This window comes from Thiohalophilus sp., assembly GCF_046483665.1.
Lineage (GTDB): Bacteria > Pseudomonadota > Gammaproteobacteria > UBA6429 > Thiohalophilaceae > Thiohalophilus.
On sequence record NZ_JAWOCR010000022.1, the window covers coordinates 1 to 16031 of the forward strand.

Genomic DNA, 16031 nt, shown 5'->3' on the forward strand with positions numbered 1-16031 from the left:
ATGGATTATTCCGCGTCGGGCGGAACCTGAAGCCAGAAGGTAACCGGCCCGTCATTGACAAGGCTGACCTGCATATCCGCGCCAAAACGTCCCGCGGCGACCGGGGCATGTTGCTGTCGGGCCTGTGCCAGCAACAGGTTGAACAGCCGCTCACCCTCGTCAGGCGCCGCGGCCCGACTGAAACTCGGGCGCATCCCCTTGCGGGTATCCGCCGCGAGGGTGAATTGCGGCACCAGCAGCAGGCCACCACCGGTATCGCGCAATCCCAGATTCATTTTACCCTGCGCATCGGCAAATATCCGGTAGCCAAGCAGGCGTTGCAAAAGCCGCTCGGCCCGGGGCTCGGTGTCACCCTGCTCAATACCGATTAACGCCAGCAGACCGGGACCAATCTCGCCGGTCAGCTCCTCCCGGACATGCACCGCGGCCGTGGTCACACGCTGGATCAGGGCAATCATGCCGGGGCAAGTTCGTCGGCCATGTTGCGGGTTGCCCGCACCAGGGCATCGACCATGCCCGGTTCCGAGGCCGCATGGCCGGCATCGGCAATGATCGACAACTCGGCACGCGGCCAGGCGCGATGCAACTGCCAGGCACTTTCCAGCGGACAGATCATGTCATAACGACCGTGCACGATATAGCCGGGGATGTCCTTGAGACGCCCGGCATCCTCCAGGATCTGGTTATCGCGCAAAAACGCGTTATGCATGAAATAGTGGGCTTCAATCCGGGCCAGGCTGAGTGCGGTATGGGTATCCCCGAAATGGTTCAGCACCCCTTTGCTGGGTCGCAGCGTCGCCGCGCGCCCTTCCCACAACGACCAGGACTTGGCCGCTGTCAGCCGGGCAATATCGTCATTGCCGGTCAGGCGCTGGTAATAGGCGCCCAGCATGTCGTTACGTTCCTCCGGTGGAATCGGCCGCAGATACTCTTCCCAGTAATCGGGAAATATGCGGTGCGCACCGTATTGATAAAACCACTGGATTTCCTCAGATCGGCACAAAAATATACCGCGCAGAATGAGTCCCAGCACCCGTTCGGGATGGGCTTCGGCGTAAACCAGGGAGAGGGTTGAACCCCAGGAACCGCCGAACAGGACCCACTGTTCGATGCCAAGATACTCGCGCAGCGCCTCCATGTCCGCCATCAGTGCCTGGGTGGTGTTGTTTTCCAGCGACGCGTGCGGGGTGGAATGTCCCGCACCGCGCTGGTCGAACAATATGATGCGGTATTTTTCCGGATCAAAAAATTGCCGATGATAGGCCTCACATCCGGAACCCGGCCCACCGTGGACGAACAGCACGGGAATGCCCTCGGGACTGCCGCACTCCTCCACATGCAGGATGTGCGGTGCCTCGACGGCAAAGCTGTGCGTTACATAGGGCTTGATCGCCGGATAGAGGTTCTCCACTCGGTCGTCCTAGTCCTTCACCGGTTCGCCCCGATAGCCCATGGCGGCGGCAATGCCGGCCAGAGCCAGACCGATCAGGATCAGAAACGGACCAATCCCGGTGTTCAGGATCGTATTGGCCCAGCCCAGACCAAAGACAGTCCCCAGATAGAGCATGCCCGAATGCAGCAGCGCGCCGGCAATGAAAATCCAGCTGATCACCTGCTTGAAGATGACATTCACCGCCAGAAAACCGAGCACCACGCCGACGGCAATATTCAGCAACGATTCAAGGTTGCCGTGGGCGTGCGCACCGCCCTTGATGCCGTCGATCTCACTTTCCAGGTTCAGCAACTTGTTGATCGACAGGACGCCGGCTGTATTGGCCTTCGCAATTTCTTCGCCGCTGAGTGGTTCCAGCATCTCCTCGAAATCATTGGTCTGCAGCTGCTGCAGACGGCCAACAGAGGTCTGTTTGTCCTGTACCGCCGCGCCATAGGCGTCATATTTGTCAACCATGACAAGGCCCAGTGCCGCGGTAAAAACCAGATAAATAAAACCGAAAACGATATTCTTTTTACCAACCATGACCGCCTCCTTGTGCTACTTGCTTTTTATTGATGGGGATCCATCATAAAGCCTTCACCAGACGGCGCCAAGGTGTCACAAGGGGAAATACGGCTTAACTGCCGGGGCGACGTCGACGATCGACAAAAATCCGGCTGCCCTGAAGTGCTTTGGCCTCCCGCTTGGCAGCGGTGGCCATGGCGGCAACATCATGGTGAGAATAGCAATACTCGATGTCCGGCGAGACCAGCCCGATAGAGACGGTCAGCAAGGGAAAGAAACTTTCCTGGCCCTGTCGATTCCGGGCCCGAATTCCTGCGGCTTGCTGGTCATCCGCACTGTAAAAGCGGGGTACCCGGCTGTGAAAATCCTGCTGGATATTACTGCAGATCTTTTGCCAGTCGTCGCTTTGCAGAATCAGAATAAAGTCATCACCGCCGATATGGCCGACAAAATCCTGCTTTGCATCGGTCTGCTCCACCATCACCGTAGCCAGACATTGCAATACCTCATCGCCCGCCGCATAACCGTAAACATCATTGAATGGCTTGAAGTTATCCAGATCACAATAGGCCACCGCAAATGTAGCTTTTTGCCTGATCAGATCGTCCAGTAGTTCGTAGATGGGAACGTTACCGGGCAACAGTGTCAGTGGATTGGCATAACGGGCATTGCGGATCTGAAGATCCGTAATTTTACGCAACAGATCGACAACCCGCCCGATACCCAGCAACTTCTTACCATCTGTAATGATAAAATCGTCTTCCAGACGAACCTGCATGCTGTCAGTGACAAGCTGGCTGACTTCCTCTATCCGCATGTTCTGTTCCACCACAACCGGATCCTGGTCCATAAACCGGGCAATCGGTTTGCGTCCATATAATTCCCTGCCATACCGACTTGAAGCATATATATCCATTAGTTTAGACCGACGCACCATGCCGACAGGGTGGTTCTGTTCATCGATAATCGGCAGGGAATGCAGACTCGAAGTAGAGTGGAACAGGTCTACTACCTGATCCAGACTTGCGGATGGTGGCAGGGATGGGACATTACGCAAAATACTGGCCACGGTTTCGGAGAGCCGGGCAATTCCCATCCGTACAGCCCCACCCCGAACACAATCACACAACAGGTGTTCAATACTGGTCACCGGGTTTGGCGCGGGCCGGGCGAAATAATATCCTTGCCCGAGAATAATTCCCATATCACAAATTGTTCGATACTCTTCCTGGGTTTCGATACCTTCGGCAATCACCTCGCACTCCAGCCCCCGGGCAATATCCAGAATCGAGCGAACAAACTCTTTTTTGACCGGGTCCTCGTTAATTCCCTGTATAAAGTGGCGATCAATCTTGACGTAGTCGGGACGCAATTCGGACCACATGCGCAGACCCGCATAACCCGCCCCGAAATCGTCAATTGCAATCTCAAAACCCATGGAACGATAGTAATGCAGCGCTTCACGTAACAGTTCGTAATCATCCAGCGGATGTTGTTCGGTCAGCTCGATGACTACCGATTCGGGACTGATACCCAGCCGCCGCAGGCTAGCCAGCGTCTTACCATGCGGATGGTCCGCATCGAGTAGCACGGCAGGTGCACAGTTGATAAACAGCTTGCCCCTGAGCATCAGCCGATGGAACTGTTCGATAATGAACTGCCGGCAGGCCAGATCCAGCTCGCTCAAATGTCCCCATTGGCTGGCGAATTCAAACAGCGACTGTGGGTTGTGAAACACACTGGCCGAGGGCCCCCGAATCAGTCCTTCATGACCGATAATACGTTGTTGCTCCAGATCGATAATCGGCTGATACAACGAGGCAAAGCGGGATTGCTCCACAATTTCGACAAACTCCGCCAGCAGGGCAGGTTCCGGTTTGAGGGCAGAAGAATCGGTTGAGGTGGCAGAAACAGGCATCAGCAATCTGGTCGGGTGAACCACGCCCCGGTACGGGGCGTGCAAAATCTCACGCTAACTCTAGATTGCCGGTATGACAGCCGGATGACAGCAGACCAGGAAGACTTCTGGAATACACCGCACCCGGGATTGGCAGGTACCCCGCAGGTGCGGGCGTACCCGGCTCACTTCATTTAGCTGGCGCGTGCCGCCTTTTTGCGCTCGTGCTCCTTGAGGAACTTCTTGCGCAGACGGATATGATTGGGGGTCACCTCCACCAGCTCATCGTCGTCGATGAACTCCAGCGCCTGCTCCAGGGTGAGCTTGATGGGCGGGGTCAGCACGATATTCTCGTCCGTACCTGCTGCACGCACGTTGGTGAGCTGTTTGGCCTTGAGGGGATTGACCACCAGGTCGTTATCGCGTGAGTGGATGCCGATGATCATGCCTTCGTACACATCCGTCCCGTGGCCGATGAACATCCGTCCGCGCTCCTGCAGGTTATACAGGGCATAGGCAAGCGCCTTGCCGTTGGCGTTAGCAATCAGCACGCCGTTGTTGCGCTGGCCAAAATCACCTGTGCGTAGCGGACCATAGTGATCGAAGACGCTGTAGAGCAGCCCGGTACCCTGGGTGGCGGTAAGAAACTCGGTTCGAAAACCGATCAGCCCGCGTGAGGGAATCATAAAGTCGAGCCGCACCCGGCCCTTGCCGTCGGGTGTCATGTTGGTCAGTTCGGCGCCACGCTGGCCAAGTTTTTCCATCACGCCACCCTGATGCTGCTCCTCCACATCCACGGTCAGCTGCTCGTAAGGCTCATGACGCTGGCCGTCTACCTCGCGGTAGATGACCTCGGGACGGGAGACACCCAGCTCGTACCCTTCGCGGCGCATGTTCTCGATCAGGATCGACAAATGCAGCTCGCCGCGACCGGAGACCCGGAACTTGTCCGGATCCGCGGTCGGCTCGACGCGCAGGGCAACATTGTGGATCAGCTCCCGTTCCAGGCGTTCCTGGATCTGGCGCGAGGTGACGAACTTGCCGTCCTGTCCGGCGAAGGGCGAGTTGTTGACCACGAACATCACGCTCACGGTGGGCTCGTCCACCAGCAGGGCCGGCAGGGCTTCCACATTAGACGGATCACACAGGGTGTCGGAGATATTCATGCCGTCGATACCGGTGATGGCGACAATGTCCCCGGCCTGCGCCTCGGGCACCTCGTGGCGCTCCAGGCCCAGAAAGCCCAGCACCTGCTGAACCCGGCCGTTCCGCCGCTTGCCGTGACGATCCACAATTACGACATTAGTATTGGTACGCAGCTTGCCGCGGGTGATACGGCCGATGCCAATGACACCGACATAACTGTTGTAGTCGAGCTGGCTGATCTGCATCTGCAGCGGAGCGTCGGGATCCACATCAGGGAAACTGACCCGATCAACGATGGTCTGGAACAGCGGGGTCATATCGCCGTCGCGCACGTCGGACTCCAGACCGGCATAGCCGTTCAGCGCCGAGGCATAGACCACCGGGAAATCGAGCTGCTCATCAGAGGCGCCCAGGCGATCGAACAGATCGAAGGTCTGATCCAGCACCCAGTCGGGACGGGCACCGGGGCGGTCGATCTTGTTAATAACCACGATCGGCTTGAGGCCGCGGGCCAGGGCCTTCTCGGTGACAAAGCGGGTCTGGGGCATGGGTCCATCCACCGCATCCACCAGCAGCAGTACCGAGTCGACCATCGACAGCACCCGTTCTACCTCGCCGCCGAAGTCGGCATGCCCGGGGGTGTCGACGATGTTAATGCGATATTCGCCCCACTTGATAGCGGTGTTCTTGGCCAGGATGGTGATGCCGCGCTCTTTTTCCAGATCGTTGGAGTCCATGATCCGCTCCTGCACCTCGCCGCGGCTCTCCAGCGTGCCGGACTGGGCCAGCAATTTGTCCACCAGGGTGGTTTTGCCATGGTCAACGTGGGCAATAATGGCGATGTTGCGCAGATTCTCGATCACAAAAGTTCTCCAACGGGGTCGGCAAAAAGGGCGCATTATACGGGAACTGGACGAAAAACAGGCAAGATATTTCAGTCTCCCGGCAGGATTCCATCGCAACGGGAAAAGTCGCGCCAGAGCGGCGCGAGGTTTAATCCCCGAAATCACTGAAAACACTGAGAATAAGCACCAGCTTGGGCTCTTCGCCCGCCGGGCCGAGGGAACGAGGGAAGGCGGCTCAGCCGCTAGCGGAATGCTGTTCTTCGGGGGGGATCTGCTCCAGCCGGTAGCCCTGGTGGTAGATGGAACTCAGCCGCCAGCCCTGCTCGGGAAACAGTTCGAGTTTTTTGCGAATCCGGCTTATATGGGTATCCACAGTGCGGGTATTGAGACTGGCATCATATCCCCAGACCGAGGAGAGAATATGGTCACGGGAAAGCATGCGCCCGACATTATGGAAAAGGAGGATCACCAGCTTGAACTCCTTCTCGGTCAATTTCACCGGCTCGCCGTAGCGAGTGATCACACGGGAGTCCGGATCGATTGTAAATTCATTGAGGGTCAGCGCATCCTGCTGGGACGACTTGTTCGAGCGGCGTGTGACAGCATTGATGCGGGCCAGTAACACCGGCTGATGAATCGGTTTGACCAGGTAGTCATCTGCGCCCTGGTTAAGCATTCTGACCATATCCTCTTGGGAATCACGGGCGGTCACGAAAATGATAGGCGTATCCCAGTCAGGCTGACGCTTCAGGCGCGCAAGTACCTCTTCGCCGGACAGATTTGGCAAAAACCAGTCCAGCAGTACCACATCGAAGCTCTCGTGTCTGGCCCGACGGAGAAAATCCTGCCCTTCCTGATAGCCAAGGCATTCATGCCCGGCCTCTTCCAGCCACAGAGAAAGCAGTTCTGCCATAGCCGAATCGTCTTCTACCAGCGCGATACGCACGGTTACCCAACCCCCACAGACGCCAAGATTAATCCGAACTATTCTTTAATTTATATCCCGGCAATTGCTTGCCTGATAGATTCAATCACTTATTTTGTATGTATATAACAGATTTACACTGCCGTGCCAATGTTGGCTTGCTGCAACGACCACATACCCCGTAATCTGACAAACATTAACTTTTGCCCGCATTTTTACCCTCTCGATACGAATGACCGGGGACAGCGGTCAGGTATGGTCTATACTCTCTTCTCCTCATGCGGGAGGAATCGAACGACGGCCTTAAACAGCACGCGGGCCGGGTTCTCCGGCAGGTCGGTATCGGCATCACACATGCTTTCAATAATGTTATCATTGGTCTGTTGTCCGAATAGTTCGGGCTGCACTATTTTTACATGTTACCTGTCGTGACGCTTTCGCTATCTGTTGCTCTGCATCCTGACCTATACCCGTACAGGGAAAGACCCAAATAACTCGTCATGAGTCTCGGCCGCAAACTTTTCCTCGGATTTATCAGCGCTTCGCTGTTCGGTATAACCCTGTTTGGCTATATTACCTACCAGGCCACCCGCACTGCCCAGCTGGATGAACTCAAACACTCCACTTCCACCAGCGCCAGACAACTGGCCGTCATGGTCACCGGTCTGGAACTTGACGAGATGCACTCCCTCCTCGACCGGCTCCATCGGCACCTGCCAGATTATGCTCTGCTGGTTATCGACCGACAGGAAAACATCCAGTTCAGGTTTGTAAAACAGAAAATCGATACCCAAACGCTTCGATATATTATTGATAGTGGCATTGGTGAAGGCCACATAAATACCAACGAGCATTACGTCCTCTGGTCCAGACAGGCTATATCGGATAGCCCTCTCTTCCTTTACGTGTTACGCCGATTCGAAAAAAACAATTTTAACGCTCTTTTGAAAAGCTCGGGTCTCTCGCTGGCCATTGCCAGTCTTATTTTACTGTTACTGGCATTATGGGGGGCAATGATCCTGACCTCGCTTTACCTGCGACTTGAGCGCCAGCGTCAGGAACTGAAACACCAGACTCTGCATGACGACCTGACCGGCTTGCCGAATCGGACTTTTCTGGTGGAACAGACCGAGCAACGCCTGAAACGGAATCTGCCCGAAGGCGAGTGTATTGCACTGGTCATTATTGATATAAACCGTTTCAAGGAAATTAATGACACGCTCGGTCATTATGCCGGCGACACTTTACTTTGCCTGATAGCCGGTCGTCTGCGCGACGTAATCCGATCCGACGACATCCTGGCACGTATCGTCAGTGATGAATTTGCCTTGCTGCTTGACGGCGTGTCACAACAGGCCGTGCTGGCCACCACCACGCGAGTCCAGGAAAGCATGAGCAAGGGTTTTTTACTCGAAGGACATGAGTTTTATCTGGGTGCCAGTATCGGCGTGGCGTTTTATCCTGACCATGCTCTGGACGCAATCAATCTCATTAGCCAGGGAGAGATGGCTATGTATGCGGCCAAGCGTATTGGCACCGGCATCGCAATTTATGATGAGACGCACAACACCAGCACGCTCGAACAACTCAAACTGGTCAACGATTTGCGCACCGATCTGGAAAACAGGAATATACAACTCTATTTCCAGCCCAAGGTGAATCTCAACAGCGAACGTTCAGTCAGTCTGGAAGCCCTGGCTCGCTGGGAACACCCCGACCATGGTTACATCGCTACCAGTCGGTTCATTCATATCGCCGAAAATACCGGTTTGATCAATCCGTTGACCTGGTGGGTCATGGAAGAGGCACTGCGCGTCAGCCGTTTGTTACAAGAACAGGGACTCGATCTGAAAATGGCGATCAACCTGTCGGTCTGGAATTTGCAAGACCCTGAGATCGTCGAGCATTTACGTCGGTTGCTCGAACAGTACCGGGTGGAACCTTCGCGCATCATACTCGAGATTACCGAAACCGCCATGATGGTCAATCATAAACGCGCTCTACATACCCTGCACCAGCTGCATGATCTCGGGATTCGCTTCTCGATTGATGATTTTGGAACCGGTTATTCATCCATGGCCTATCTCAAGCGCCTGCCCATCAGTGAGGTCAAAATTGACAAGAGCTTTATCAAGTCAATGGACAGACAACCGAGCGACTCATCCATGGTACGTGCGATTATCGATCTGTCTCACGATCTGGGGCTGACAGTGGTCGGCGAAGGGGTCGAAAACCGCGAAGTTGCCGATTTGTTGCGCGAGCTCGGCTGCGATCAGGCGCAGGGCAGTTACTATTCCGACGCCCTGCCGTTCGATGAATTACTCACCTGGCTGGCGCGGGAGCATCAGCACAATCAGCAGTAACAGTACCAGATACTAAGTACCGGACACTGGAGGTATTCAGGCGGATTTGTGCTTGCGCCGCTGGCGCACCGCGCTGGCCAGTTCCCGGAGCAGTTCCTCACTCTCTTCCCAGCCGATACAGGCATCGGTGATGCTCTGGCCATAGACCAGAGACTTGTCATCCTCGACATCCTGACGCCCGCCAATCAAATGGCTCTCGATCATTGCTCCCATAATACGCTGATCGCCGGCGGCAATTTGCCCGGCGACATCACGGCCTACATCGAGCTGACGCATATGCTGCTTCTGACTGTTGGCGTGACTGAAGTCGATCATCACTTTCTCTTCCAGGCCGGCTTCACGCAGCTCGTGGCAGGCCGCATCGATACTGGCGGTATCGTAATTGGGCTGTTTGCCGCCGCGCAGAATGATATGACAATCCTCATTGCCGGTGGTGGCGAAAATAGCCGAATGACCTGCTTTGGTCAGTGACAGAAAATTATGTGGCTGGCTGGCGGCGCGAATCGCATCAATGGCGATCTGGAGCGTCCCGTCAGTGCCGTTTTTGAAACCGACCGGTGAGGAGAGGCCAGAGGCCAGCTCACGGTGTACCTGACTTTCGGTCGTACGGGCGCCGATTGCGCCCCAGCTGACCATATCGGCAATGTACTGCGGCGTAATCAGATCCAGAAACTCAGTGCCGGCCGGTACACCCAGGTTGTTCACATCCAGCAGCAGCTTGCGCGCCAGGTGCAACCCCTTGTTGATGTTGAAGCTTTCGTCCAGGTCCGGATCGTTGATAAGACCTTTCCAGCCGACGGTAGTGCGTGGCTTCTCGAAATAGACCCGCATGACGATGAGCAGATCTTCACCCAGTTGCTCGCGCATCGCCTTCAGCCGCCCGGCGTATTCGACCGCTGCTTCCGGATCATGGACCGAACAGGGACCGATGATCACCAGAATGCGGTCGTCGCGAGCCCGCAGGATGTTATGGATCGCGGTGCGGGTCTCGAATATGAGTTTCGAGGCGGCATCGGTCATCGGACAGTCGCCATGCAGCTGCACTGGCGGAATGACCTCCTTGAGCGCGGTAATACGCAGGTCGTCGGTTTTGTATTTCATATTCATAACTGCCAATTCTAACTTAATCGGGGAACAAAATGTTCATCTCATAGGCCGGATCCGCGGCTTCCTTCCACTGGCGTGCGAGCCGGGGCAGAACAGAAAAACCACCGAAGACATCGACTCAGGAGCCGCCTCACTGAATGACAGGCGTATCCTCCGGGTGTTTTCGGTGACTGTTCAGTGTTGCCGGTGATTCCCTCCCCGGACGAAGACTAATCGGCGCCCAGGTGTCGTCGCATGAAGTCGGCTGCACGCTGGATGGCATCCTTCGAGGCCAGATCATCGGCGAAGGTGCGCACACTTTCGGGACGAAAATCAAATCCCCGCCCGACACCGGGATAAACAATCAGTTGCGCAGGTTTGCCGTCTTTTTGCAGGGACTCCAGGCTGCTTTCGATGACCCGCCGGCGCTGATACTGTTCCTCCTCGCCGATAAAGACCAGCACGGGAATTTCCAGCTGCTCGACCTCCTCGGCAAACCCGTAGACCTGTAGCGGCTCCGGCGCATTGGGATCCTGCAGGTGCGGATAATAGGAAACATAACAGGCCACATCCGATTTCTGACGCCCGAAAGTAGTTGCCACCTTCAGTGTGTAATATCCGCCACGGGTATGGGAATAAAGGCAGATCCGGTCACTGCTGATATCCTTGCGCGCCAGCAGGGCGTCGACGCCGCGGTTAACATCCGCCTCCAGCTCATAGTCATGTTCGATGGGGTGGGTGCCGATAAAATGAGCCTGATAAATATCCGGCGCCAGCACTACGAACCCCCGGGCCGCCAGCCGCTTGACATGACGTCGGATCAGCTCATCCAGCCCGCGCCGGCCGTGCTGAAACAATACCGCCGGGAACTTGCCGGCCTGTTTCGGTCGCGCCAGCATGGCGGGGATCGTCACCCCATCGCTTGTATAGCTGTGCTCTTCAACCACAACCTCGTAATTGCGCGGCGCCTCGATCACTCCCTCGTTCCACCAGGCCTCGCTCCACCACAGTTCCTTATCGATCTGTGGCTCCTCATGCGCCCCGGCTGTCTGCACGAGAGCCATTAATATCAGGCCTGTTAAATACCGCATTACATCTTCTCCACGTCTCAATTCTATTCTCATAAAGCGGGTGATCTTAGCGCGCCGGGTAACCAAGGTAAACGGTTCTTATGTTCTGGAAAGATATTAACGCAGAGGCGCAAAGATGCAGAGTATTTATTCTGGTTGCAGGATTAGCTGTTACACAACAAAACTGATAGTAGGCGATATATTGCCGATTACCTTATAGTTTGTATAAATATCTTTCTAACATTTTTGCTCTTTTCTTTGCGTTCTCTGCGCCTTTGTTGCGCTATGTACAGGGATGTACAAGTGTCGCGGGAGGCAGGATGCCGGGAGCGACCCTCTGCGTTAGATTTGAATATCAGAAAAAGCACGACAGTTCATTTAAGATCGAAGCGGTTACGGCGCTGGACAAGTTCGTCGTTTTCCTCGAGTTCGTTCAGGTAGGTCGTAAAATCCGGCGGGATAATATTCTCGGCCTGGATTTTTTTCTGCAGTCTTTCGGCGTGTTTAATCACCGGTTTGTAAATCTTCATTACCCGGACATTGGAAAGCCATTTGAGCGCGTCCAGCGCCCCGGGGCGGGACGTTGTCGCCAGTTTATGAAACAGTTGCATGACATTCCGCGAGTTGACATCGATACCGCCCATGTGTCCGTAGGAATGTTCCTGCGGGGGAAAGATAGGTGCAATGATACGCAGTAGCTGGGCATCCATCATCGGAGTAAATTCAACACCGGTATCCGCACCTGTCGCGCCGACACGCATCATAAAATCGAGCAGGGGTAAGACTTTCTGTTTTTCCCGGCCAATAAAATTGGCCAGGTGCTGCGCGAATTCTTCCGGGGAGAGTAAAAATGCCATCGACAGCCAGTAGAGACGCCGTGTTTCATCTTTCAAACCATTCTCATCGTTAAGCAGATCACGTGCAACCTGTAATATCTCGTCATGGTCCACATACTTCAGGGTGGCGAAGACCAGTTCCCTGAAGGTCTTCAACTTGCAATTTTTCCAGTGGATCAATACCGGTAACAGAACTTCGCGGTTCAGGTCGGCATATTTTGAATCGGCCATGATGATACGCAAGCCGGGTAGCATCTGGGCATTATTGTTGATCAGTCCCTGCCAGAAACCGTTAAGCGCAGGTGCCGAAATAGACGCATCAGTCAGCAAACTGTCAAACCATTCATCCTGGTGATCGGTTTGATTGGCGAAGTGAAAGCAGACTGCCGATTGCAACACCAATGGAGGAAGTTGCTCTACTTTGTCAGGCTCGGTCTGCATCAGCCTGTCGAGACCGGCCAGCACCACATAGCCGGCGGGAGAGCTTTCCTCTTTAGCCAGCTGTTCTCCGATTTCATAGGGAGTCGGGATATCATTGCGTTCGAGTGCGGCAACAAAACCGGATAACACGGCTTCGCTGACTTGCTGGTTGGCGAGCATGGCAACCTTGTCCGCAGGAGCAATGGCATCCTCTATTTCGTAAAACATACCAAGATAGGCGCGGGCAAAAGGTTCCAGCACCTGCATGTCCGCACCATTGCGCAGGGTATCGAGTTGCCCGAGCAGTCGCTCGTCATTCTCCTTGCGGGCCTGCTCGAAGGTATAATCAGAATCACTCATTTAAATCGCCACAATCGCTGAAAGTTGCCAGGTCACGAAACAACTATTATAGATAGCGACGCGGCAACATGACAGCCCGTCACGCCGATAGCGAGAATGGCCCTCTTTCTATCAGGGAAATAAATTCTTCTATGCGTATCGGCTTGCTGAATAAAAAGCCCTGTACGCTGTGCGCTCCGTAGGTGCGCAGAAATTCAAGTTGTCCCTGTCGTTCGACTCCTTCACCGACGACTTCCAGCTTCAAACTCTCTGCCATGGCAATGATTGCCTGGCATAATTGCTGATCGCCATTATTGGACTCAACGTCGCGAATAAAACTGCGATCGATCTTGATCTCGGTAAACGGAAAACGTTTCAAATAACTCAATGAGGAGTAACCGGTACCAAAATCATCCAGCGACAGGGATATTCCCATCTGGCGCAATTCACCCAGTACCTCGACCGTATGATTATCCTCTTCCAGTAACAATGACTCGGTAATTTCGATTTTTATCTGGTTTGGCGCCACAGCATGCTCGCGCAATATATCTGCCAGATGCCGGGCAAAATCCTGATTGCGAATTTGACGCGAGGAAATGTTAATTGCCACTCCGGCATCACCAAACCCGTGTTCGGCCATGGCAGCCAGATCGCGACAAACCTGATGGATGGCCCAGTCGCCTATCTCCACGATCTGGCCACTCTCTTCCGCCAGCGGAATAAACTGGGCTGGCGAGACAGACCCCATTTCCGGACTCTCCCAGCGCATCAGGGCTTCGGCACCGGTAATATAGCCGTTTTTAACATCCACTTTCGGCTGGTAAACCATATATAACTCGTCATTGGACAATGCCCGCCGCAAGCGGTATTCCATGGCCAGGCGTTCGGCAGCCCGCTCATTCATTCCTTCGGTATAGAATCGATAGGTATTCTTGCCGGTTTGCTTGGCCAGGTACATCGCCGCATCGGCATTGCTCAACAGGGTATCCACGCTCGCCCCATCATCCGGATAACCGGCAATACCGATGCTGGCAGTAATCAGAAACTCACGATCTTCCACGTAAACGGGTTTTGCCAGACGGGTGAATATCTTGCTAACGAGTCGTTCCACATCCGTCAACTGCATCAGCCCGGGGATAATAATCAAAAACTCATCGCCTCCCCAGCGGGCTATGGTGTCACTCTTTCGCACACAATTTTCCAGGCTGTGTGCCATGCGAATCAGAACCCGATCGCCAAATTTATGCCCCAGCGTGTCATTGATATCCTTGAAGTTATCCATATCCACAAACAATACAGCGGTATGCATATTAAATCGTCGGGAATGGTTGATCGCCTGCTCCAACCGATCAAGGGCCAGCATCCGGTTGGGGAAATCCGTCAGGGGATCATAATAAGCGTTATGAACCAGTTCGGCCTCGGCCTGTTTTTTTCGGGTAATGTTGTGCATGACATGCACCATCGCCCTGGTTTCTGACTGATAGTCAAAAGGGGTCAGGGTAATCTCCCGGTACTCACCGCTTTCGGGATAATAAATCTCGACATTCTCCAGTGGCGTACCGAAAATGATATTATGACATATCGCACATTCGTCTTTTGGCATTCTGCGCGGATGAAAAATTTCATGGCAGTCCTGTTCCAGCATCTCCTGCCGGGGCCGACCGGCCTCCTTTTCAGCCGCTTTATTCACCTGGATGATGCGTCCACCGCTATCGAGCACAATGGCAGGATCGGGGACAGCATCGTAGGTACTCGAGGCGCGGGTCAATACCTGATAAGGCTCGCTCAGGCTGGTACGAACCACTGCCATAAAGATAAGCCAGTAGGAAAGAAACTTGAGAATATGTCCGACGAGGATCGGCAGACTGACAAGATCCATATACAGGGTAAAAACCAGTTCGGCTGCGATGGTGCAAATGATCGAAGCGATCATAAGACGATAGATATGCCTGTCCAGAAACAGGCTATAGTGCGTTAGCACGGCGATCGCGCCAAGCAGCAAGCCGACAATCAGGTACTCACTGACAATTTTGGCCGGGGTCAGCCCGACTCCGTCCACAAACATGACCGGCAGGTGTTCCTGGAGCACCAGATAAATCACCACGACCGAGACACCGCCAAACACCAGCTGCAGTGACCGTTTCGGTAGCCGGTAACTGAAAAACAATGGCGCAGTCAGCAGCAGGATCGCCTCCAGATAGCGGGTCACAATCCAGAACTGGATGCTGGTATTGCCGCTCTCCAGCGCCAGCACTCCCATTCCCGAGTAACTCAGGGTATGCATCAGATCCAGCACCCCGATCCAGAGATACCCGGTACCCAGATACATCAGAAAATGGTTGCGCGAAAACCCGTAGGTATACCAGGCAACCATTGCCAGCACGATAGCCACCATCACGGCAAACAGCTCGGCCAGGGTATGAAAGAGCAGGAAATTATAGCGGCTGACGATCACCAGCACGGCAATCAGCAACAGGGGCACGAGCCAGCCCTGTATAGCCAGTATCTTATGGAGCGTGGGGAACCGGCTTCGAAGAAGGGAGGTGAATATCACAGTTGTTATTGTAACCGTTATTGCCTGTGTTGAAATAATAACGGCAGATACTTGATATTTCTTGAATAATTTCCCGGCAGAGCGGCAACGGGGAGAACCCGTAAAAATGTTCCACGCCCCTCTTTCGGGCGTGGTAAACAATTGGCAAGGGTCAGACAGCTCGCGGCAGGGCAACCTGCTGACCGCTGGAGGCCCAGGCAATCATCCCCCCGCGCAGGTTATATACACGATCGAAGCCCTGCTGCTGCAGATACATACAGACCTGGGCCGAGCGTGCGCCGCTGCGGCAAACCACCACCAGCTCGCGGTCTTTTTCCAGTTCATTGAGGCGCACCGGGACGGTCGCCATCGGCAGGGGATCCGCACCAGGGACCGTCCCGCCGTTGATTTCATTCATTTCACGCACATCAATAATGCGAAACCCTTCGGGCTTGCCTGCGTACCATTGGGCCAGTTCAGAGGCATCGATTTCCTTGATATTCCAGTGCATGCATTTCTCCGATTTTGTCATCTATGAAGATAGTATATTAGTACTTTCTTATATTTCAACCCCGATTGTTCCGGAATATGACCCGATTCTGATTGGGGTT

At 54.5% G+C, this 16031-nt stretch carries 12 protein-coding genes; 1 reads left to right on the forward strand and 11 read right to left on the reverse strand.

Annotated elements, in window-relative coordinates:
- Positions 1-5: 5 nt before the first annotated feature.
- The 6 genes from dtd to R6U90_RS06090 form a co-directional block, all read right to left on the reverse strand.
- Positions 6-458: a D-aminoacyl-tRNA deacylase gene (gene dtd, locus R6U90_RS06065; protein ID WP_410351774.1), complete on the reverse strand. Its 453-nt coding sequence runs from the start codon at positions 456-458 to the stop codon at positions 6-8.
- The gene (gene pip / locus R6U90_RS06070; RefSeq protein WP_410351775.1) at positions 455-1411 is read right to left on the reverse strand and encodes a prolyl aminopeptidase; all 957 of its coding nucleotides are present in this window, start codon (positions 1409-1411) and stop codon (positions 455-457) included. The genes dtd and pip overlap by 4 nt, the downstream gene beginning before the upstream one ends.
- Before the next feature lie 9 nt (positions 1412-1420).
- A complete protein-coding gene (locus R6U90_RS06075) occupies positions 1421-1978 on the reverse strand; it encodes a hypothetical protein (protein ID WP_410351776.1) in 558 nt (185 codons plus the stop codon).
- A 94-nt stretch (positions 1979-2072) separates the two neighbouring features.
- Positions 2073-3878: a GGDEF domain-containing protein gene (locus R6U90_RS06080; RefSeq protein ID WP_410351777.1), complete on the reverse strand. Its 1806-nt coding sequence runs from the start codon at positions 3876-3878 to the stop codon at positions 2073-2075.
- 173 nt (positions 3879-4051) lie between these two features.
- Positions 4052-5902: a translational GTPase TypA gene (typA, locus tag R6U90_RS06085; RefSeq protein ID WP_410351778.1), complete on the reverse strand. Its 1851-nt coding sequence runs from the start codon at positions 5900-5902 to the stop codon at positions 4052-4054.
- Positions 5903-6083: 181 nt separating this feature from the next.
- A complete protein-coding gene (locus R6U90_RS06090) occupies positions 6084-6794 on the reverse strand; it encodes a response regulator transcription factor (RefSeq protein ID WP_410351779.1) in 711 nt (236 codons plus the stop codon).
- Positions 6795-7273: 479 nt separating this feature from the next.
- Between R6U90_RS06090 and R6U90_RS06095 the strand changes: the two genes are divergently transcribed.
- A complete protein-coding gene (locus R6U90_RS06095; protein WP_410351780.1) occupies positions 7274-9136 on the forward strand; it encodes a putative bifunctional diguanylate cyclase/phosphodiesterase in 1863 nt (620 codons plus the stop codon).
- Between the two features lie 36 nt (positions 9137-9172).
- Here the strand turns inward: R6U90_RS06095 and aroG are convergent, their stop codons facing one another.
- From aroG to R6U90_RS06120, 5 genes are all read right to left on the reverse strand, one after another.
- Positions 9173-10243, reverse strand: a complete 1071-nt coding sequence (aroG, locus tag R6U90_RS06100) for a 3-deoxy-7-phosphoheptulonate synthase AroG (protein ID WP_410351781.1) — start codon at positions 10241-10243, stop codon at positions 9173-9175.
- A 209-nt stretch (positions 10244-10452) separates the two neighbouring features.
- Positions 10453-11286, reverse strand: a complete 834-nt coding sequence (locus tag R6U90_RS06105; protein ID WP_410351782.1) for a dienelactone hydrolase family protein — start codon at positions 11284-11286, stop codon at positions 10453-10455.
- A gap of 380 nt (positions 11287-11666) precedes the next feature.
- Positions 11667-12908, reverse strand: coding sequence for a hypothetical protein (locus tag R6U90_RS06110; RefSeq protein WP_410351783.1), 1242 nt, complete (start codon positions 12906-12908; stop codon positions 11667-11669).
- 79 nt (positions 12909-12987) lie between these two features.
- Entirely contained in the window at positions 12988-15369 is a 2382-nt protein-coding gene (locus R6U90_RS06115; protein ID WP_410351784.1) for a putative bifunctional diguanylate cyclase/phosphodiesterase, read from the reverse strand.
- Between the two features lie 223 nt (positions 15370-15592).
- Complete coding sequence (locus tag R6U90_RS06120; RefSeq protein ID WP_410351785.1) at positions 15593-15931, reverse strand: rhodanese-like domain-containing protein; 339 nt, start codon at positions 15929-15931, stop codon at positions 15593-15595.
- Positions 15932-16031 lie beyond the last annotated feature (100 nt).